The organism is Rhodoferax saidenbachensis (assembly GCF_031457975.1).
In the GTDB taxonomy this organism is placed as follows: domain Bacteria; phylum Pseudomonadota; class Gammaproteobacteria; order Burkholderiales; family Burkholderiaceae_C; genus Allorhodoferax; species Allorhodoferax saidenbachensis_A.
Map to the genome: position 1 here is coordinate 105015 of NZ_JAVDXO010000012.1, position 19221 is coordinate 124235.

Below are 19221 nucleotides of genomic sequence, written 5' to 3' on the forward strand. Positions count from 1 at the left end.
ATCATTTTCGCAGGTAGCATTGGCCCATGGCCAAATACGAATTTCTGGTGGAAGTGACGCCCCAGTACCTCCCCGACCAGTCTGCACCCGCCGATGACCTGTACGTGTTTGCGTACACCATCACCATTACCAACACGGGCGACGTGACCGCGCAGCTGATCTCGCGCGCCTGGAACGTCAACGACGCCAATGGCCACACCGAAAAGGTCAAGGGCCTGGGTGTGGTGGGCCAGCAGCCCCTGCTCAAGCCCGGCCAGGCGTTTGAGTACACCAGCGGCACCCGGCTGCGCACGCCAACCGGCACCATGCACGGCAGCTTTTTCTGCGTGGCCGAGGACGGTGAGAAGTTCGACGTCACCATCCCCATGTTTGTGCTGGATGCCTTGAGTGACGCGGGTGGCTCCCGCACCCTGCACTGATGGTCGCGCCTGGCGCCCGCAGCGACATCGCCACGCTGCTCGACACTTTGGACCCCGCTGCGGGCCTGGTGGAGCGCCATGTCTGGCTGATTGCATTGCTGGACTGGATACGCGGCCACAACGACGGCGCTGATGCCGCGGTGGGCCGCGTGGAGCTGCTGCTGGACGTGCTGGACGCCCGCCCCGCGACTACCGAGAAACTGCAAGTGTGGTGGCGTGCCCTGCTGCACACCGTGGATGGCAGCACCCTGCTGTCGGACTACGGCTTTGCCTCGCGCAACGCCTTTGTCAGCGAATTTGTGGAGCGCCTGCACCACAAGCTGCTGCCCGCTACGCCCGAGACCAGCGATGCCTCGGAGCTGTTTGGCTTGGTGCTGGACGGTGAGCACGACGCCCAGTGGCTGGCCGTCCTGCCCGAGCCCACGCTGCGACGCCTGGCCGCCCTGCTGGGCACGCCCGCCGTAGGCCAGCACGCCGCCCTGCGCCCGCAACTCACGCACTGGCAAAGCACCCTGTTGGATGCGATGCGGTTTTGCACCAGCCAGATCAGTGCGGCCGGGTTCTCGCCCGAAATTCGCCTGCGCATGAGCGTGCCCGCGCGCGATGCCAGCCCCTTCCACCACCTGTCGGCCGACCTGGATGCGGTGTGCGACGCCTGGCTAGCTGGCGAAGACACCCACGCCGCGGTGCAGCAGTTCCGCACCCGGCTGGACGCCTGCCGCCACGCCGCTGCCTCGGTCTACACCCACCTGGAGGCGCATGGCATCTCGGTGGACCTGGTGTTCCGCCTGCGCCAACTGCGCGAACGCGTGCTGCGTGTGCGCGCCCTGCTGGACTGCCTGATGGACGACGACGGCCACCGCGCCAGCGCACGCCTGGTCTCGCACCTGGCCAGCGTCAGCCAGGAGCAGCGCAGCATTGGCGCGCTGGTGGCGTCCAACTCGTCGCTGCTGGCGGCCAAGGTAGCCGAGCGCAGCAGCGAGACGGGCGAGCACTACATCACCCGCACCCGCGCCGAGTACCGCGAGATGCTGGGCAATGCCGCCGGTGGTGGCGCGCTCACCGCGCTCACCACCCTCATGAAGTTCGGCCTGATGGCGTTTGGCCTGTCGGCCTTCTGGATGGGCATGTGGTCGGGCGTGGTCTATGCGGCCAGCTTTGTGCTGATCCAGCTCATGCACTACACGCTGGCCACCAAGCAACCCGCCATGACCGCCCCGGCCATGGCCGCCAAACTCAAGGACATTTCGGATGACACCGCACTGGCGGCCTTTGTGGACGAGGTGACCCATCTGGTGCGCTCGCAGGTGGCGGCGGTACTGGGCAATGTCACCATGGTGTTCCCGGCCGTCATTGCACTGTCGCTGGCCATGCAGTACACGCTGGGCCAGCCCATGATCAGCGAAGACAAGGCGCATTACGTGCTGCACTCGCTCACGCTGCTCGGGCCTTGCCTGCTGTTTGCGGCCTTCACTGGCGTGCTGCTGTTTGCTTGCAGCATCATCGCAGGCTGGGTGGAAAACTGGTTTGTGCTGCACCGGCTGGACTCGGCCATCCGCTACAACCCGCGCATCACCGCCTGGCTGGGTACGGCGCGGGCCGACCGCTGGGCGCATTTCATGCGCAACAACGTGTCGGGTCTGGCGGCCAGCATTTCACTGGGCTTCATGCTCGGGCTGGTGCCGCCCATCCTCGCGTTTCTGGGCGTGGGGCTGGACGCGCGCCACGTCACCCTGTCCACCGGCCAGTTGGGCGCGGCCTGCGCCAGCCTGGGCTGGGATGTGGTGAAGCTGCCCGCCTTCTGGTGGGCTGCGGCCAGCATTCCGCTGATTGGCGTGCTCAACCTCAGCGTGAGCTTTTACCTGGCGTTCCGCGTGGCGCTGCGCGCGCACAACGTCTCGGGTGTGGGGCGCACGCGCATCCAGGGCGCCGTGTTTGCCCGCCTGCGCCAGGCCCCGCTGAGCTTCTTCTGGCCCGCACGCGAACCCGCGGCCTGATGAAAGCCGGTGCATAGCGTGGCCGGCCTGGGCGAGTTTGAACTGATTGCGCGCTACTTCCGGCGCCCCGAGCGGGCGCTGGGCGCCGGCGTGGCGCTGGGCGTGGGCGACGACTGCGCCCTGCTACAGCCCACCCCCGGCATGCAGTGGGCCGTCAGCAGCGACATGCTGGTCAGCGGCCGCCACTTCTTCCCCGACGTCGATCCACGCACCCTGGGCCACAAGGCGCTGGCGGTGAACCTCAGCGACCTGGCCGCCTGCGGCGCCCGCCCGCTGGGCTTCACCCTTGCGCTGGCCCTGCCCGAGGCCAATGCCGCCTGGCTGCAACCGTTTTCCGAAGGCCTGTTCGCCCTGGCCGATGCGCACGGCTGCGCGCTGGTGGGTGGCGACACCACGCGGGGCCCGCTCAATATCTGCATCACCGTGTTTGGCGAAGTGCCACCCAGCCAGGCCCTGCTGCGCAGCGGCGCCCAAGGGGGTGACGACGTGTATGTGAGCGGCACGCTGGGCGACGCCGCGCTGGCGCTGCAATGCCTGCAAGGCAAAGTTCACCTACCACCCGCGCTGCTGACGCAAGCCCGCCAGCGGCTGGAGCAACCCACGCCACGTGTGGCGCTGGGCTTGGCCCTGCGCGAGGTGGCCAGCGCCGTGGCCGATGTGAGCGACGGCCTGCTCGGCGACCTGGGGCACATCCTGCAGCAAAGCGGTGTGGGCGCTACGCTGGATGCGGGCATTGCTATGCATTTGCTAGCTGCTGGCGCATATTCCACGGGGGCTAGCGGCCTATTTTCTTCTCAAATGCCAGTTGCACAGCTGCTGCAGTGCGTGCTGGCCGGTGGCGATGACTACGAGCTGGTGTTCACCGCCCCACCCGACCGGGCCGCCGCCGTGCAGGCTGCGGCTCTGGCCAGTGACACACCCGTCACCCGCATTGGCCGCATTGACGCAGCCGCGGGGCTGCGCGTAGTGGACGGCCGCGGCCAACCCCTGCCGGGGGACTGGAAGAGTTTTGACCATTTCGCCTGACGCCGCATGACCGCCCTGTCCCTCACCCGCGAGAAGATCTACCGCACCGTGGCCCGCCAGCTGCATGGCCAGGTGCCCTGCTGGATTTGCGGTAAACACGTCGCTCACGCTGATGCCACGCTGGAGCACATCGTCCCGCGCAGTGAGGGCGGCAGCAGCCACCTGGAAAACCTGGCCATCAGCCACGACTTCTGCAACAACCAACGCCACATCCGCGGCACCACCCCAGACAGCAAACGCCCAGAAACTTGACACGGCCGTTTTTTTCTTCTTTAATTTACCAACTGGTTAATTAAAAACATGCAAGACGCCCTCAGCACCACCTTTGCCGCCCTGGCCGACCCGACGCGCCGCGCCATTCTGGCGCGCCTGTCCAGCGGTGAAAGCTCGGTCAGCGACCTGGCCAAGCCCTTTGCCATGAGTGCCCCGGCGGTCACCAAGCACCTCAAAGTGCTGCAACGCGCCGGCCTCATCAGCCAGGGCCGTCAGGCCCAATGGCGCCCCTGCAAGCTCGAAGCCCAGCCCCTGCGCGAAGCCGCCGACTGGGTAGCCCAGTACCGCCAGCACTGGGAAGAGCGGCTGGACCGCCTGGAAGATTACCTAGCCACCCTGCAACCCCCATCTAGTGAGGAACCCCAATGACAACCCACGCCCCTTTCACCATTTCCCGCCTGCTCAAGGCGCCCCGCCAGTTGGTGTGGGAGGTGTATTCCTCGCCCGAGCATCTGCAACACTGGCTGGGCCCCAAGGGCAGCACCGTGACGCACAGCCAACTGGACTTCCGCGTGGGTGGTACCTACCACTACGCCATGAAGGTGGAGGGCGGCATGGAGCTCTGGGGCAAATGGCTATTCCTGGAGTTGCAGGCGCCAGAGAAGCTGGTGCTGATCCAGTGCTTCTCCGATCCGCAGGGCGGCGCCACGCGCAACCCCTGGGCGGCGGGCTGGCCGATGTACACCCACTCCACCACCACGCTGACCGAACAAGACGGTGGCACGCGAATGACCCTGGTGTGGGCACCGCATGAAGCCAGTGCTGAGGAGGAAGCCCTGTTTGCCGCCAGCCACGACAGCATGCGCCAGGGCTGGAGCGGCAATATCGATGTGCTGGAAGACTATCTGTCCCTGCTGCAAACGCCTTGATCGCCACAGGCCCCACCACCATGTCCCTGACGCTGTACTACCACCCCCTGGCCTCGTACTGCCACAAGGTTCTGGTCGCCCTGTATGAGCACGACATTGCGTTTGAACCCCGCATCATCGACCTCGGTGCGGAGGAGGACCGCGCCGAGCTGGGCGCCCTGTGGCCGTTCCGCAAGTTCCCCGTGTTGCGGGACCATGAGCGCCAGCGCACGGTGCCGGAGTCGTCCATCATCATCGAATACCTGGACCCGTTTGCGGCCCTGCCTCCGCTGATTCCGCAGGACGTCAACGACGCGCTGCAGGTGCGGCTGTGGGACCGCATTGTGGACAGCTATGTGCACGAGCCCATGCAGGACATCGTGCTAGACCATCTGCGTGGCGCCAAAGGCGACACGAGTGGCCTGCGGGCCACACTACAGACCGCCTACGGCCTACTCGACACTCAGTTGGCCACACGGCCCTGGGTGGCCGGCCACGCTTTCAGCATGGCCGATTGCGCCGCAGCCCCCGCGCTCTTCTATGCCCACACGCTGGAGCCGTTCCCGGAGCCCCTGGTGCACCTACGGGCCTATTTCGAACGGTTGATGGAGCGGCCCTCGGTGCAGCGCGTGCTGGCAGAGGCCAAGCCCTACTTCCCCATGTACCCGTTTCACGGCGCCATCCCGGCGCGGTTTCTGTAGCCCCCGACACCTGCGCCGAGGCCTGACCCATGCGCGTGTAAGCCCCGAACGAAATCCTGATCCAGCGCGTGCTGAAGGCGTCGCGTGGCCTGTGCGGATAACCAGAATGGCAAACCCAAAAATTCCGACACTCCAGATTGCGGAACATAGAGTTTCCAATAAAAACAACAACTTACAAGCGTTTTTCTCCTGGCACATCGTGTGCTAAATGATGCCGCTGGCAATACCAGCCACATTATTTAGGAGACAACATGTTGAAAAGAAATCTGGTTCAAGCCCTGGCCTTATCGGTAGTGTTTGCCACCACCGCACAGGCCCAGGACGTGGTCCGTTTGGGCAACCTCAAATTCGCCCATTACGGAGCCATTTCCTACATCAAGGAGATCGCGCCCAAGTGCGGCATCAAGGTAGAAGAGCATGTGTTCGCCAAGGGGCCCGACGTCATGCAGGCGATTCTGGCTGGTGAACTCGACGTGGGCGCCACCGCCTCCGAGGGCGCCATCTCTGGCCGCGCCAATGGTGCTCCCATCTACGTGGTGGCCGGCTTTGCCAAGGGCGGCGCGCGCCTGGTGGCCCGCCCGGACGCCAACATCAAATCGGTCAAGGACCTCAAAGGCAAACGTGTGGGGGTGACCCGCGGCGGAATCCATGAGGTGTTGCTGGCCGCCGAGTTGGGTCAAAACGGGCTGACCATGTCCGACCAACCAGGCAAGGACGTGCAGGTGGTTTATCTGGCCTTTGCCGACCTGAACCAGGCGCTGCTCGGCAAGAACCTGGACGCCATCATGCAGAGCGAGCCCCAGTCCTCGCAAGCCATCAACAAGGGCTTTGGCGTGGAGGTCATGAAACCCTACGACACCCCGATTGGTGAGCCGGTGCGCACGCTGGTGATGACGGAGAAGTTCTACACCGAACGCCGTCCGGTGGCCGAAAAATTCATGCGCTGCTTTGTCGAATCCACCAAGGGTTTCATCGAGACCAAGGGCCTGGCCGAGAAGTATGTGCGCGAGACCATTTTCAAGAGTCAGATTAGCTCTGACGATTTTCAAGATGCGATTGCCAACTCGCCCTACTCCTATGACGTGACCGCCGCCCATATCCAGACCACGACCGACACCATGGCCAAGTACGGCGTCGGCAAGATGGCTAAGCCGCCCGTGGCAAGCGAATGGGTACGAACCGATTTGCTCGACCAGGCGAAGAAGAGCCTGGCCATCAAATAAGGAAACCGGACATGAAAACTTTCAATTGGCGCGCGGTAGCGTCAGGACTGGTCGTGCCCGTGGCGGTCATCGCCGTGTGGCAACTGGTGTGTGTGCTGGGCTGGGTCAGCCCGCTCAAACTGCCGTCTCCGCTGGCGGTGGCCGGGCGCTGGGTGCAATACATCAGCCCGGCAGAAGCCTACACGCCCGAGGCGGGCAGCTGGATGGCCTGGGCTTTTTCGGGTGAGCTCCTGCGCGATGCCATGGGCAGCATGTACCGGGTGGTCATGGGCTTCCTGATTGGTGGCGGTCTGGCCCTGCCCATCGGCATCCTCATGGGCGCCAACCAGCGCATCTACGACAAGCTCTACATCCTGGTGCAAGTGCTGCGCCCCATCCCACCCAGCGCGTACACACCACTGGCCATGCTGTGGTTTGGCCTGGGCAACCCGCCAGCGGTGTTCATGATTGCGATTGCGGCCTTCTTCCCGGTGCTGATCAACACCATTGTGGGTGTGCGCCAGGTAGACAGCATCTACCTGCGGGCCGCACGCAACCTAGGCGCCAGCCAGAGCACGCTGTTCCTGCGCGTCATGCTGCCGGCTGCCACGCCCTACATCCTGGCCGGCATACGCATCGCGATTGGTGCGGCCTTCATGATTGTGATCGTCTCCGAGCTGATCGCCGTACCCGATGGACTGGGCTTTCGCATCAACGAGGCGCGCGAGTATTCGTGGACCGACAAGGTCATGGCCGGCATGTTCACCATCGGCCTGATTGGCCTGGCGCTGGACATCGGCATGAACAAACTCAACAACTATTTGCTACGCTGGCACCGTGGCCTGGAGAGCTGACCCATGAACGCAAAACACATCCAAGTCCAAGCCGTCAACAAGATCTTCAAGACCGCCGACAAAGAAGTCGTCGCCTTGCGCGACATCAACCTGGACATTCCCGAAGGACAGTTCGTCTGCCTGCTGGGGCCATCGGGCTGCGGCAAGTCCACGCTGCTCAATGCGGTGGCCGGCTTTGCACTGCCCAGCTCGGGCGCCATCACCGTCAATGGCGCCACAGTCACCGGACCGGGACCGGACCGCGGCATGGTGTTCCAGGAGTACGCGCTGTTCCCGTGGATGACGGTGGAGCAGAACATCGGCTTCGGCCTGGAGATCAAAGGCACGGACAAGGCGGCAATTCGGCGGAAGGTCGACGCGCTGCTGGCCATGCTGGGCCTGACGGACTTCCGCGCGCGCTTTCCCAAGGACCTGTCGGGCGGCATGCGCCAGCGCGTGGCCATTGCCCGCGTGCTGGCCTTGGACTCCCCGACCATGCTGATGGATGAGCCCTTTGGCGCGCTGGACGCGCTGACCCGCCGCAACCTGCAGGACGAACTGCTGCGCATCTGGTCCGAACTGAAAAAAACCATCATCTTCGTGACCCACAGCATCGAAGAGGCCATCTACCTGGCGGACCGCATCGTGGTCATGACCTACCGGCCCGGTACCGTCAAGCGCGACATCCTGGTGGACCTTCCACGCCTGCGCGATCCGTCGTCCGCGGCCTTCAATGCGCTCAAGCGCGAACTGGGCCAATTGGTCATGGAAGAGCAGCAGCGCCACCATAACGATGAGTTGAAGATGGCGGCGGTAGACTAAGGAGATGGTCCGTGCCCGACGCCTTGTCTACTGGTCTGGCGCCTTGGCGCTGGCGGCAGGCTTGGTGTTGGCGGCCTACTGGCTGGGCGCCCGCAACGCCGATGAGAACACCCACCTCACCGGCGAGCGCCAACTGCAAATCATTGCACTCGACCTGGAGGCGGTGCTAGACCGCTTTGACACGCTACCCTACTCGATTGCCCACTTGCCTCTGACCTCGCAGTTGCTGGCGGCTCCGGCCAACACCGGGCTGCAGCAGGAACTGAACGGCACACTGCAAGACTTGGCCTTGCAGGCCAAGGTGGCTGCCATCTACTTGATGGACAAAACCGGCAAGACAATTGCAGCCAGCAACTGGGATACATCGCAGAGTTATATAGGACAAAACTTTGGTTTCAGGCCCTATTTTCGTGATGCCATCCAGGGTCAGCCCGGCTACTTCTACGCGATCGGCAACACCACCAATATTCCCGGGTACTTCATATCGCAGGCCGTATACCCGGTCGGGGTCAAACGTGGATCGGTCGCATCCGTTGGCGTCATCGCTGTCAAGATCACGCTGGAATCCTTCGAGAAAACCTGGCGCAGCAACGAAGACCCTATCGCCTTGGTCGATCGCCATGGTGTCGTGTTCCTCAGCAACCGCAGTGAATGGGTTTACAACAGCCTGCAACCGTTAACCCCCCTGGTGCAGAGTGACATAGAACAAACCCAGCAGTACATGGGCAAGCAAATCCAACCCATTGCCAGCCTGTCCCGCGCTGCACGCAAAGGCTTTGGTGAATACATGGGCCGCCCGGTGGGGCGACTGGGCTGGCAGTTGATGCTGTTCCCATCACAGGCCAAGGTGGTACGGGCAGGCATGCTATGGGCCGGCATCACCGTGCTATTGCTGCTGGTAGCGGCAGCGGTGGCTGCCATGCAGTACCAACGTAGACGCAGATTGGAAGAACGCAGCGTCGCGCAACAAGCTCTCAAACAAGCGGCAGACGACCTGGAACACCACATCGCCCAGCGCACCCAGGAGTTGCTGTCGGCCAACGCACAACTGGCCGCGAAGTACAACAAGCTGCAGCAAACCGAAAACCTGCTGCGCACCACCCGCAACGAGATGGTGCAGGCCGGCAAGTTGGCCATGCTGGGGCAGATGGCAGCCGGTATCACCCACGAGCTGAACCAACCCCTCACGGCTATCCGCGCCTTTGCCGACAATGCCAGCACCTACCTTTCACGCGGCCAAACTGCACAGGCGGACGACAACCTGCGCCACATCAGCGCGGCCAGCGCACGCATGGGCAGCATCGTGGGCCAACTCAAGGGGTTTGCCCGCAAAAGCGCAGAAGCGGTGGCTGTCGTCAAGGTCAACCAGGCCATACAGGACGCGGCCTTTCTATTGGACAGCGAATTTGCACGCCACGGCGTGCAGTTACAGCTTGACTTGCCAGAAACCTTCTACGTGCTGGGCGACACTGTGCGTGTTGAACAGGTGCTCATCAACCTGCTGCGCAATGCGCTAGACGCTGTGGAGCATGCGCCCGAGAAGATCGTACGGGTGATGCTGGAGGCCGATGCACAGCAGGTGCGGGTTCACATCCTTGATTCGGGCATGGGCCTGCCGCAAGAAGTGGTCAAGCATTTGTTTGAGCCTTTTTTCACCACCAAACCCACCGGCCACGGTTTGGGCTTGGGCTTGGCGATTTCCTCCTCGATTGTGCAAGCGATGAATGGTCATTTGGAGGCCAGGAACGCCTCCCATGGCGGCGCAGAGTTTGTCGTGTACGTACCGCGCTGTGCACAGGAAAGACAACCCACATGAAGCAGCCCACCCTACCCCGGCACCACGCCATCCTCGTCGAGGACGAACAGGCGGTGCGACTCGCCACCGCACAGACCCTGGAATTGGGTGGCTTTAGCGTGCAGGCCTGTGCGAGTGCGGAGCAAGCCTTTGCGCTGATCAACGCCGACTTTGGCGGCATTGTCGTCACCGATGTACGTCTGCCCCAATCGTCCGGCCTGGACCTGCTGGCGCACACCATGCACATCGACGCAGACCTGCCGGTGATTCTGGTCACCGGCCACGGCGACGTGGTGATGGCAGTGCAGGCCCTAAAAAACGGTGCCTACGACTTCATAGAAAAACCCTTTGCCAGCGAGCGCCTGCTGGAAAGCTGCCTGCGTGCCCAGGAAAAACGCAGTCTGGTGCTGGAGAACCGCCGCTTGAGCAAGGCATGGGCCGCGCATCCCTCCATGCCAGAGTTGATTGGCCAGTCCCCCAGCATCGAGCGGCTACGAAAAATTATCCAAAACATAGGCCCCACACCGGCCGATGTGCTAATCAACGGTGCCACCGGTAGTGGCAAGGAAGTGGTGGCACGCCAACTGCACTTGGCTAGCCGCCGCAAGGGCGAGTTTGTGGCCATCAACTGCGCGGCCTTGCCCGAGTCCATGTTTGAGAGCGAGATCTTTGGCAACGAGGTAGGCGCCTTTACCGGTGCGCAGAAGCGCCGCATCGGCAAGCTGGAGTACGCGCAGGGCGGCACGGTGTTTCTGGACGAAATTGAGAGCATGCCCATGGCCTTGCAAGTCAAGATGCTGCGTGTGCTGCAAGAACGTCAGCTGGAGCGCCTGGGAGGCAATGCCACTGTGCAGCTGGACTGTCGCGTCATTGCCGCTACCAAGGTGGATCTGCGCCAACTCAGCACCGAGGGCTCATTCAGGGAAGACCTGTACTACCGCATTGGGGTAGTCAGTGTGGACTTGCCGCGCCTGAATGACCGGCGCGAAGATATTCCGCTATTGCTGGCGCATTTTCTGCAGCGCGCAGCCTTGCGTTACCAAAAACCCATCCCTTTCTGGAGCCCCCTCGACATGGCGCAATGGCAACAACGCGACTGGCCCGGCAATGTACGAGAACTGCGCAACTTTGCCGACCGTTTGGTATTGGGCGTTGCCGAGATGCACCCTGCAGATTCAGTCAAGTCAGACATAGAGGAATTAACACTGCCACGCAGACTCGATGTCTACGAAGAGGCGCAAATAGTGACCGCCCTGCGCACCCACGAATTCAACGTTGCATTGACAGCGGCAAACCTTGGCATCCCCAAGAAGACCCTGTATGACAAGCTCAAAAAGTATGGCTTGTCCACGGGGAAGCTATTGCAGAAGGACGACTGACGGCGTTCGGAGTCATCGCCATTTTTGCAACACCGCTACTCATGCCGCAGCGCGTCGATGGGGTCCATGCGCGCAGCACGGCGCGCTGGAAAGTAGCCAAACACCACGCCAATGCCCGATGAAAACACCAGCGACAGCAGGTTGATAGATGGGTTGAACAGATAAGGCACCTGCATCACCTGCGCCAGGCCAATCGAGGCCACCGTGGCCAGCACAATGCCCACCAGCCCGCCCAGCGCCGCCAGTGCCACCGCCTCCATGAGGAACTGCAGCAGCACCTCGCGCTCCAGCGCGCCGATGGCCAGGCGCAGACCGATCTCGCGCGTGCGCTCGGTCACGCTGACCAGCATGATGTTCATGATGCCGATGCCGCCCACCAGCAGACTCACCGCGGCCACGGCGCCCAAGAGCGTGGTCATCACCTGCGTGGTGCCCGACAGCGTCTCGGCGAGCTGCTGCGTGTCCAACACGTTGAAGTTGTCATCGTCACCATCGGCCAGCTTGCGGCGTTCGCGCAGCAACTGGGTCAGCCCGGCTTTCACGCGGCTGGGATCGCTGCCCTCCTGCATGGACACCAGCAGCGTGCCCACATTTCTGGAGCCCGTGACGCGGCGCTGCAGCGTATGCAGCGGCACCATGACCACGTCGTCCTGGTCGTTGCCCATGGCCGCTTGGCCCTTGGAGGCCAGAATGCCGACCACCTCACACGAGAACTGCTTCACGCGCACTTGGGCACCCAGCGCAGGCTGGCTGCCAAACAGCTCGCGGCGCACGGTCTCGCCAATCACACAAACGGCCGACCCCGCCTGCAGCTCTTCGTCGGTGTAGCGGCGGCCCTGGGCCAGCTTCCAGTTGCTTACCTCAAACCAATCATTGGTGCTACCGGTCACGCTGGTGGACCAGTTGCGACCATTGGCCACCACGGTCACGCTGGCGCGTGCCTCGGGCGCCACGGCCTGCACGCCACCCAGCTGGGTGGCAATGGCCTGCGCATCAGCCTCCTTGAACGCGGCGCCACCACCACCACCCGGCCCCTGGCGCTGGCCGGGGCGCACCATGAGAAGGTTGCTGCCCAAGCTGGCGATCTGGTTGTGCACAGCCTGCGTGGCGCCCTGCCCCAGCGTGACCATGGTGATCACCGCACTCACGCCAATCACGATGCCCAGGATGGTGAGGAAGGAGCGCAGCAAGTTGCGCCGGATCGAGCGCAGCGCCAGCAGCAAAGTGTTAAGCAGCATGGGCCACCTCCGCCGTGGGATGCGGGTTGCGTGCATCGTCGGCCACCACGCCGTCCACAAACCGCACCACGCGCTTGGCGTAGGCCGCCATGTCGGGCTCGTGCGTGACCATGAGCACGGTGATGCCCTGGTCCACATTCAGGCGCCACAGCAGCTCCATGATTTCGTGGCTGCGCTGGGTGTCTAGGTTACCGGTGGGTTCGTCGGCCAGCAACACGGCAGGCTCGGTGACGATGGCGCGCGCAATCGCCACACGCTGTTGCTGCCCGCCTGACAGTTCGGCCGGCGTGTGGTGCTCCCAGCCCGCTAGCCCCACCGAGGCGAGGGCCCGGCTGGCGGCGGCGCGCCGGTCGGCGACAGATTCGCCACGGTACAGCAGCGGCAGCTCCACGTTCTCTTGCGCCGAGGTACGCGCCAGCAGGTTGAAGCCTTGGAACACAAAGCCCAGGTAGCGGCGGCGCAGGCGGGCGCGCTGGTCGCGGCCCAGGCTTTGCACGGGCACACCCTGGAACAGGTACTGGCCCGCCGTGGGCGTATCCAGACACCCCAGCGTGTTCATGGCGGTGGACTTGCCCGAACCGCTGGGGCCCATGATGGCAACAAAGTCACCGGCCTCGATATCCAGGTCCACACCCTTGAGTGCCCGAAACTTGGTGGCGCCCTCGCCGTAGTCGCGCGTGATGCCACGCAGGCGGATCAGCGGCATCGAGTCCGGTGTAGTGGCCACGCTCATGACCGGGCTCCGGCCGTGCGCTGGTCGGTGATGACCTTGTCGCCCACCTGCAGCTCGCCCGCTGTGATTTCGGTCATGCGGCCGTCCGAGATACCCGGCGTAACGGCCACGGCACCCGCAGCGCCATCGCGCAGCACCCACACCTGGCGCGCTGCGCCAGCACTGCCGCTGCCACCGGCCTTGCGCGTGCCACCGGGCATGCGTGGCATCAGGCTGGAGACGATGCCGCCCTTGCTCGCCGCCGCACCGCCACCACCCGTGCTGGCCAGTGGCGAGAAGCGCAGCGCGGTGTTGGGCACCAAGAGCGCGTCGTCACGCTCGGTGGCCGCAATGGTGGCCGAGGCCGTCATGCCGGGGCGCAGGGTCTGGTCGGTGTTGTCCACCTCCAGGTAGGTGATGTAGGTCACCACGTTGTCGGTGATGGTGGAGCCAAACGCCACGCGCGTGACCTTGGCCGGGAACTTGCGCGTGGGGTAGGCGCTGACGGTGAAGCTGGCCTTCTGCCCCAGCTGCACCGAGCCCACATCGGCCTCGTCCACATTCACCTGCAGGCGCAGTTTGCCCAGGTCTTCGGCCACGGTGAACAGCGTCACGGCCTGCAGCGATGCGGCCACGGCATTGCCGGGGTCCACCGTGCGCGTCAACACCACGCCATCAATAGGCGAGCGGATGGAGGCTTTGGACAGGTTGGTCTCGTCGGTGGCAGCTGCGGCCTTGGCATCGGCCACCGCGGCCTGGGCGCTGAGTTCCGCGGCCTGGGCGGTTTCCAGCGTTGCGCGGCCTGTGTCCAATTCGGTCTTGGAGGGCACCTTGCCGCCGGACAACCGGGCTACTTCCTCCAGACGGGCCAGGCTGGTGCGGGCCTCGCGCGTGGCCACCACGGCCTGGGCCAGCTTGGCCTGGGCGGACGCCAGCGTGGCGCGCGAGCGCTTCACCTGGTCACCGAGCTTGGAGGTGTCCAGCTCCACCAGCACCTGGCCTTTTTTGACATGGTCGTTCACGTCCACCAGCACGCGTAGCACCGTGCCGGAGAGCTCGCTGCCAATGCTGACCGAGCGCGTGGGCTGCAAGGTGCCATTGGCCATGACGGACAGCGCCAGATGGCCACGGGCCACGGTCTCGGTCACATAGCTGGGGGCTTGGCTGGCCTGCTGCCGGCCTTTCCAGATGAGCCCGCCGGCCACCGCTGCGACCAGCACGACGGCGCCCACCCACACGGTGGGCATGCGCCACCATACGCGGCTGGCAGGTTCGTCGAGCAGCTGGATCACGTCTTCGGTGCGCAGCGGCGTTCGCGCGTTGGTAGAGGTCGGCTGGGCTTCGGGGGTAGAGACAGTCATGGCGGGCATTCAAAAATTAAGGATTCGGTGCGGCGAGGGCGTGGTGTTGAGGGGCTAGTTCCAGCCACCACCCAGCGCCTTGTAGAGGCGCACGTGGTCGGCGCTGACACTGGCCACGGTGCTGGCCACGTTGTCCTGCGCGCCCAGCAGCGTGCGCTGCGTGGTCAGCACGGTTTGAAAATCGATGAGTCCGCTTTGGTAGCGCTGGCTGGCCAGCAAGGCGGCGTTGCTGGCCGCATCGGCCGCGGTTTGCAGCTCCACCAGGCGGCTGCGGTCGCCCTGCAGGGCGACCAGCGCGTCTTCCACGTCTTTGAGCGCCGTCAACACCGTGGCCTGGTAGGCCACATGGGTTTGGGCCAGTGCGGCTTCTTGCGCACGCACCTGGGCTTTGGCCGCACCGCCGTCAAACAGCGGAGCCGACACGCTAGCCAGCAGCGCGCTGACCAGCGACGCGCCATCGGTCAGCGCGCCCAACGTCAGGGCCTTGAGGCCCAGCGTCGTGCTCAATGAAAAACTCGGGTAGCGCGCGGCCTCGGCCTCGGACACACGGGCCAGTGCGGCCGTCACCTTGAGTTCGGCAGCGCGCACATCGGGGCGCTGGCGCAGGGTGTCCACGGGCAGGCTCAGCGCTAGGTCAGGCGGAGCCTGGGGCACCGGCTGTGTGGCGGACAGCGTGTTGTTCAGCGCCGCTGGAGCCTGGCCCGTGAGCACGGCCAGGCTGTGCAGGGTCTTGCTCACGCTGGCTTGCAGCGCCGGCACCTGGGCCGCGGTTTGGGCCACGGAGGTGCGTGCCTGCTCCACCTCCAGCGAGGTGGTCAGGCCAGCTTGGGCGCGCCACTGGGTGATCTGCAGGGTCTCGGTCTGGCTCTGCAGATTGCTCTGCGCAATGGCCACCTGGGCTTGCAGGCCGCGCAGTTCGATATAGGCCACGGCGACTTCGGCCGCCACGGACACGCGCACGTTGGCCAGGCTGGTTTGCGCGGCATCGGCATCGGCCTGGGTGGCTTCGGCGGCGTTGTGCTTGCCGCCAAAGATATCGGGCTCCCAGCTCGCATCAAAGCCGGCCGAGAAGCTGTTACCCGCGGAGCCACTGCTGCCAGTACCGGAGAAGCTGCGCTGCGCCGAGGCACTGGCACCAATGGACGGGCCCAGCGCAGCCACCTTGGCATCGCGCAGCGCACGCGATTGCTGCAGGGCGGCCTGGGCGGTTTGCACATCGGTGTTGGCCAGCAGCGCCTGGGTGACCAGACCTGTGAGTTGCGGGTCGTTGAAGCGTGACCACCAGTCGGCCAGCGCGGTGGGCGTGGCCGCCACAGATGCTGCAGCAGCGGTGGTGGCCGTCCAGGCAGCGGGTACGGCCACGGCGTTCGCTGGGGCTACCGGCTTGCCGGGCAGCAGCGTGGAACACGCCGATAGCGACAGCACCGCCAAAACCAGGGCGGTCACGCGTAAGGATGGGAAAGAGGGAGAAGGGGCAGACAATTTCAATTCACGCTCAGTGCACACACGGTGCTATTGCAGTGAATCGATGGTGCCTGTGCCGCTTTACATGTCTATGCGGCTAGCGTGAAGCTTTGTAAAGTTCAAAGGCGCGGCTTTAGTCAAACCACTGCAGGCCCTGCGGCCCCGTATCAGTCGCGATCAGTTCGGCGGGCTGCGAGGCTGGGTCATGCGGGGCCCACTTCTCGGTCAGCACCTGGCGTGCGCGCAGATTGAGTGTCTCCACCACCGAGGGCGACGGAAAGCCCAGAAACCGCCCCTGCGCCAGCTGAACGCCGGAGTCCCGCACGATGCGCAGATTGTCCGCGTCTTCCACCGCCTTGGCCACCAGGCTGGCCCCAGTCTTGAAGCCGAAGGCCGCCAGCGAGCGCAGCACCTTGGCCTTGGCTGGGTCGTTTTGCAGGTCGGTGGTCATGCGGCCGTCCATCTTCACGATGGAGGGCTTGAGTTGCATCCACAGGTTCAGGCTGCGCTGCGAGGCCTTGATGTCGTCCAGCGCGATGGCACACCCCTGCGCCTGCAGGGCGGTGGTGGCGCGCGCCAAGGCCGCCAGGTCGTCGATCTTGCGGTGGTTGGTCACCTCCACCACGATGCGCTTGCACGGCACGCCGCTGGCCTGAAACAGCTCATGCAGGCGCGACAGGGCCTCGGTTTCGCTGAGCGTGGCCAGCGTGGCCGCACTGAAGCTGAGGTACATGCGGCCCTGCGTATGGGGGTAACCCCAGCCCTGCAGGGCCAGACCTGCAGAGGCCAACTCCAGTTCGGTCTGCAGTTGGATCGCCTGCGCGCTGTCCAACAGCACGGGGGGCAGCTCGGTGCCACTGTGCCCGCGGGCCAGTGCCTCGTGGCCGTCAATCTCGCCGGTTTGCAGCGCGATGATGGGCTGGTACAGCGTGCCCAGCTTGCCTTGGTCCAGCAACACCTGCAAAGGGTGTGGCGGATTTTTGGCAGGCCAGCGCTGCAGCAAGCGGTGAAAAAGGGGCATAGCGGACATAGGAAAAACCTCGGTGCAGAGAACCCATCCAATCTACGGCCAAAGCCCCGCTTTCCATGTGTCCAAATTGTTCCGGTTTGCAAAGCACCGGGACCGTGCGTCCTCAGGTGCCGCCGTCTTGCAGGCGGGAGATTGCCTCTGGCGGCGCCGCGGTGCGCAGGTAGTCGGCCAGGGATTTGCCGGGCTCTTCGGCAAAGCGACCCGCTGCACTTTGTAACAATTCCAGCTGCTCCATGCGGTCCAGGCGGAAGCTGCGAAAGCCTTGGCGCGTCTCACACCAGGCCGCCAGCGTCCAGACCCGGCCCCAATAAAAGCACCCCAAAGGACGCAAGGTGCGCTCGCTGGCGGTGTTGGCTGCGTCGCGGTACTGCAGGCGCACCTTGTTGCGGGCCTGGGCGGCCTCGCGCAGGGTTTGCAGCGTCACCTGCACCGCTGGCTCCAGCCCCACAGGCGGGGCGTAGATGGTCATGCTTTGCGCGGCCGCACGGGCTGCGGCGGGCAGCACCGAGAGAATTTTTCCCAGCGCCACCTGGGAGTTTTGCGCCAGCACCGGGTCTTGCCAGACCTGGGCCATGCGCACCGAGGCCACCAGTGCGCGCGCTTCGTCCGCGCTGAACATCAGCGGCGGCAATTCAAAGCCCTGGCCCAGCCGGTAGCCCACGCCCGCTTCGCCCTCGATAGGCACGCCCTGGTGTTGCAGGTCGGCCACGTCGCGGTAGACGGTGCGCTCGGACACCTCCAGGCGCTGCGCCAGAAAGGCCGCCGTGGTGAGGCGGCGGCCCCGGATGAGTTGGACAATTTGGAACAGGCGGTCAGCGCGGCGCATGGGAGTTGGATATGTTTTAGGCCTCTAGCTCCCATGATACTTGCGCCAACAGCTAGCAATTTCATAGCAAACCTGAAGGCAAGGCGTTCTTGTCGAGCTGGCGACCGGGCAGTTTCTCGGTCAGGTCTTCGATCATGAACCGGCCATAGCGCTGGGCAGTGACCGGGTGCAGGCTGGGCACCAGATCAGCCACCCGCGCGGCGCTGGCCTCGTCGCCAGTCTCTACCACCAGAAAGCTGCAACCGTCTTCTGCAAAGGCCTTGTGCACGCGCACCAAGTCGAGCTCATAGCCAAAGTTGGCCAGCGGGCTCGCGGTCTGCAGCTCTGCGGTCACCTGGGCCAGCATCTCCTGCGGTGTGTACTCCACCAGGCGGGCCGAGCCAAAGCCCTGCGCGGCCAGGGCCGCCTTGGCGGACTGCAAAGCCTCTTCGGTCGGGAAGGCCATAAGGGTATGGCCCACGGGTTTGAAGACGCCAAAGGTGGTGGGGGTTTGGTCTTATCCATGGGGCTCTCCAGTACGGCGGTATGCCAACCCATTCACTCTAGGACCGCAGGCGCAGCCCCTCTGTGCGCCTGCGCACCGAGGGGCTGCGCCACCTACGAGCTGACCAACCTGGCCACGCTGAGAGACTGGCCCGTAGGCCTGCCGCTGCTGGGCATGGCGTGGGGGAAATTTTCATAAAATAAGCCTCTAGCCCCCGTGAAACCTGCGCCAGCAGCTCCTAAAGGTATAGCAGTTCGGGCGAGGCCCGCATGGCGTGCGCAATGTGCAGCATGTCCGCGTCACTAACCTGGAACAGGCCAAACCGGAACTTGTAGCCCCAGCGGCTGCGGTCTTCCACAAATTCAAAATCGTCCAGCAGCGGCAGGATGGGCGCCTCCAGCGCGGGCACATAGGCCACGTCGCGCCGGTAGGGCACAAAGCCGCCACCCATGTCGGACGTGGCCCCCACGCTTGCCACTGCGTGTGCTGCGCTGCCCCCCGAGGGGGCTATCGCGCCTTGGGGCGGCCCGGCGTCGCGATGCGCATACGGCACGCCAGGCTGCACGATACCAATCGACACGAACGCCTGCAGCTTGTCCTTGCCGCCCATGCTGACCGTGGGGCTGTAATAGGCCACGCGGTCGCCCGGCGCCACGCGCTTGAGCGGCGCGGCCTTGCCGTGGCAGACCTGCATATAGCCCTGCTGCGGCACCGCACAGCCCCGGCGGGCGTGCGCGGCGCAGGCCACGGCAATCCAGTTGTTGCGCGTGGTCATGGATCAAGCCAATGCGTGCAGGCCGACGCGGTTGCC

General features: G+C 64.5%; 21 protein-coding genes. 13 read left to right on the forward strand and 8 right to left on the reverse strand.

The window, feature by feature from the left end:
* The first annotated feature begins 26 nt into the window (after window positions 1–26).
* The 12 genes from apaG (at window position 27) to J2X15_RS19640 (ending at window position 11295) form a co-directional block, all read left to right on the forward strand.
* Window positions 27–419 (forward strand): Co2+/Mg2+ efflux protein ApaG, encoded by a 393-nt coding sequence (gene apaG / locus J2X15_RS19585; RefSeq protein WP_310346185.1) that lies wholly within the window; start codon window positions 27–29, stop codon window positions 417–419.
* Window positions 419–2416 (forward strand): site-specific recombinase, encoded by a 1998-nt coding sequence (locus J2X15_RS19590; RefSeq protein ID WP_310346187.1) that lies wholly within the window; start codon window positions 419–421, stop codon window positions 2414–2416. The genes apaG and J2X15_RS19590 overlap by 1 nt, the downstream gene beginning before the upstream one ends.
* 27 nt (window positions 2417–2443) lie before the next feature.
* Window positions 2444–3442 (forward strand): thiamine-phosphate kinase, encoded by a 999-nt coding sequence (thiL, locus tag J2X15_RS19595; RefSeq protein ID WP_310346239.1) that lies wholly within the window; start codon window positions 2444–2446, stop codon window positions 3440–3442.
* A 6-nt stretch (window positions 3443–3448) separates the two neighbouring features.
* The gene (locus tag J2X15_RS19600) at window positions 3449–3694 is read left to right on the forward strand and encodes an HNH endonuclease (protein ID WP_310346189.1); all 246 of its coding nucleotides are present in this window, start codon (window positions 3449–3451) and stop codon (window positions 3692–3694) included.
* 48 nt (window positions 3695–3742) lie between these two features.
* Window positions 3743–4084: an ArsR/SmtB family transcription factor gene (locus J2X15_RS19605; RefSeq protein ID WP_310346193.1), complete on the forward strand. Its 342-nt coding sequence runs from the start codon at window positions 3743–3745 to the stop codon at window positions 4082–4084.
* Window positions 4081–4584, forward strand: coding sequence for an SRPBCC family protein (locus tag J2X15_RS19610; RefSeq protein WP_310346195.1), 504 nt, complete (start codon window positions 4081–4083; stop codon window positions 4582–4584). Before J2X15_RS19605 ends, J2X15_RS19610 begins: the two co-directional genes overlap by 4 nt.
* 20 nt (window positions 4585–4604) lie before the next feature.
* Entirely contained in the window at window positions 4605–5264 is a 660-nt protein-coding gene (locus tag J2X15_RS19615; protein WP_310346197.1) for a glutathione S-transferase family protein, read from the forward strand.
* 251 nt (window positions 5265–5515) lie between these two features.
* Window positions 5516–6487: an ABC transporter substrate-binding protein gene (locus J2X15_RS19620; RefSeq protein ID WP_310346200.1), complete on the forward strand. Its 972-nt coding sequence runs from the start codon at window positions 5516–5518 to the stop codon at window positions 6485–6487.
* Between the two features lie 11 nt (window positions 6488–6498).
* On the forward strand, window positions 6499–7320 hold the full coding sequence (locus tag J2X15_RS19625) for an ABC transporter permease (RefSeq protein ID WP_310346203.1): 822 nt from the start codon (window positions 6499–6501) through the stop codon (window positions 7318–7320).
* 3 nt (window positions 7321–7323) lie between these two features.
* Complete coding sequence (locus J2X15_RS19630; protein WP_310346207.1) at window positions 7324–8121, forward strand: ABC transporter ATP-binding protein; 798 nt, start codon at window positions 7324–7326, stop codon at window positions 8119–8121.
* A 4-nt stretch (window positions 8122–8125) separates the two neighbouring features.
* Window positions 8126–9937 carry a sensor histidine kinase gene (locus tag J2X15_RS19635; protein ID WP_310346209.1) on the forward strand — a complete coding sequence of 604 codons (1812 nt, stop codon included), beginning with the start codon at window positions 8126–8128 and terminating at the stop codon, window positions 9935–9937.
* Window positions 9934–11295, forward strand: coding sequence for a sigma-54-dependent transcriptional regulator (locus tag J2X15_RS19640; RefSeq protein ID WP_310346212.1), 1362 nt, complete (start codon window positions 9934–9936; stop codon window positions 11293–11295). Before J2X15_RS19635 ends, J2X15_RS19640 begins: the two co-directional genes overlap by 4 nt.
* Before the next feature lie 35 nt (window positions 11296–11330).
* Here J2X15_RS19640 and J2X15_RS19645 read toward each other — a convergent pair whose 3' ends face one another.
* The 7 genes from J2X15_RS19645 to J2X15_RS19675 all read right to left on the reverse strand — a co-directional run bounded on the left by J2X15_RS19645 (window position 11331) and on the right by J2X15_RS19675 (window position 18386).
* Window positions 11331–12533 (reverse strand): ABC transporter permease, encoded by a 1203-nt coding sequence (locus J2X15_RS19645; protein ID WP_310346215.1) that lies wholly within the window; start codon window positions 12531–12533, stop codon window positions 11331–11333.
* Window positions 12523–13266, reverse strand: coding sequence for an ABC transporter ATP-binding protein (locus J2X15_RS19650; RefSeq protein ID WP_310346217.1), 744 nt, complete (start codon window positions 13264–13266; stop codon window positions 12523–12525). The genes J2X15_RS19645 and J2X15_RS19650 overlap by 11 nt, the downstream gene beginning before the upstream one ends.
* Window positions 13263–14606 carry an efflux RND transporter periplasmic adaptor subunit gene (locus J2X15_RS19655; protein ID WP_409034312.1) on the reverse strand — a complete coding sequence of 448 codons (1344 nt, stop codon included), beginning with the start codon at window positions 14604–14606 and terminating at the stop codon, window positions 13263–13265. The genes J2X15_RS19650 and J2X15_RS19655 overlap by 4 nt, the downstream gene beginning before the upstream one ends.
* Before the next feature lie 54 nt (window positions 14607–14660).
* A complete protein-coding gene (locus tag J2X15_RS19660) occupies window positions 14661–16052 on the reverse strand; it encodes an efflux transporter outer membrane subunit (RefSeq protein WP_310346220.1) in 1392 nt (463 codons plus the stop codon).
* A 151-nt stretch (window positions 16053–16203) separates the two neighbouring features.
* Complete coding sequence (locus J2X15_RS19665) at window positions 16204–17100, reverse strand: EAL domain-containing protein (RefSeq protein WP_310346223.1); 897 nt, start codon at window positions 17098–17100, stop codon at window positions 16204–16206.
* 103 nt (window positions 17101–17203) lie between these two features.
* Window positions 17204–17926 (reverse strand): helix-turn-helix transcriptional regulator, encoded by a 723-nt coding sequence (locus tag J2X15_RS19670; RefSeq protein ID WP_310346226.1) that lies wholly within the window; start codon window positions 17924–17926, stop codon window positions 17204–17206.
* Between the two features lie 61 nt (window positions 17927–17987).
* Complete coding sequence (locus J2X15_RS19675) at window positions 17988–18386, reverse strand: hypothetical protein (protein ID WP_310346228.1); 399 nt, start codon at window positions 18384–18386, stop codon at window positions 17988–17990.
* 42 nt (window positions 18387–18428) lie between these two features.
* On the opposite strand from J2X15_RS19675, the gene J2X15_RS21280 reads away from it, so the two are divergent.
* Window positions 18429–18608, forward strand: a complete 180-nt coding sequence (locus J2X15_RS21280; RefSeq protein WP_409034313.1) for a DUF2177 family protein — start codon at window positions 18429–18431, stop codon at window positions 18606–18608.
* 40 nt (window positions 18609–18648) lie between these two features.
* Here J2X15_RS21280 and J2X15_RS19680 read toward each other — a convergent pair whose 3' ends face one another.
* Window positions 18649–19185 (reverse strand): EVE domain-containing protein, encoded by a 537-nt coding sequence (locus tag J2X15_RS19680; RefSeq protein ID WP_310346231.1) that lies wholly within the window; start codon window positions 19183–19185, stop codon window positions 18649–18651.
* Window positions 19186–19221 lie beyond the last annotated feature (36 nt).

Coding starts and splice junctions, on each gene's coding strand:
- J2X15_RS19665 (WP_310346223.1), bottom strand. CDS start 17,100: ATGTCCGCTATGCCCCTTTTTCACCGCTTGCTGCAGCGCTGGCCTGCC.
- J2X15_RS19635 (WP_310346209.1), top strand. CDS start 8,126: ATGGTCCGTGCCCGACGCCTTGTCTACTGGTCTGGCGCCTTGGCGCTG.
- J2X15_RS19645 (WP_310346215.1), bottom strand. CDS start 12,533: ATGCTGCTTAACACTTTGCTGCTGGCGCTGCGCTCGATCCGGCGCAAC.
- J2X15_RS19625 (WP_310346203.1), top strand. CDS start 6,499: ATGAAAACTTTCAATTGGCGCGCGGTAGCGTCAGGACTGGTCGTGCCC.
- J2X15_RS19615 (WP_310346197.1), top strand. CDS start 4,605: ATGTCCCTGACGCTGTACTACCACCCCCTGGCCTCGTACTGCCACAAG.
- apaG (WP_310346185.1), top strand. CDS start 27: ATGGCCAAATACGAATTTCTGGTGGAAGTGACGCCCCAGTACCTCCCC.
- J2X15_RS19600 (WP_310346189.1), top strand. CDS start 3,449: ATGACCGCCCTGTCCCTCACCCGCGAGAAGATCTACCGCACCGTGGCC.
- J2X15_RS19640 (WP_310346212.1), top strand. CDS start 9,934: ATGAAGCAGCCCACCCTACCCCGGCACCACGCCATCCTCGTCGAGGAC.
- J2X15_RS19670 (WP_310346226.1), bottom strand. CDS start 17,926: ATGCGCCGCGCTGACCGCCTGTTCCAAATTGTCCAACTCATCCGGGGC.
- J2X15_RS19650 (WP_310346217.1), bottom strand. CDS start 13,266: ATGAGCGTGGCCACTACACCGGACTCGATGCCGCTGATCCGCCTGCGT.
- J2X15_RS19620 (WP_310346200.1), top strand. CDS start 5,516: ATGTTGAAAAGAAATCTGGTTCAAGCCCTGGCCTTATCGGTAGTGTTT.
- J2X15_RS19590 (WP_310346187.1), top strand. CDS start 419: ATGGTCGCGCCTGGCGCCCGCAGCGACATCGCCACGCTGCTCGACACT.
- J2X15_RS19655 (WP_409034312.1), bottom strand. CDS start 14,606: ATGACTGTCTCTACCCCCGAAGCCCAGCCGACCTCTACCAACGCGCGA.
- J2X15_RS21280 (WP_409034313.1), top strand. CDS start 18,429: ATGGGGCTCTCCAGTACGGCGGTATGCCAACCCATTCACTCTAGGACC.
- J2X15_RS19605 (WP_310346193.1), top strand. CDS start 3,743: ATGCAAGACGCCCTCAGCACCACCTTTGCCGCCCTGGCCGACCCGACG.
- J2X15_RS19630 (WP_310346207.1), top strand. CDS start 7,324: ATGAACGCAAAACACATCCAAGTCCAAGCCGTCAACAAGATCTTCAAG.
- J2X15_RS19610 (WP_310346195.1), top strand. CDS start 4,081: ATGACAACCCACGCCCCTTTCACCATTTCCCGCCTGCTCAAGGCGCCC.
- J2X15_RS19680 (WP_310346231.1), bottom strand. CDS start 19,185: ATGACCACGCGCAACAACTGGATTGCCGTGGCCTGCGCCGCGCACGCC.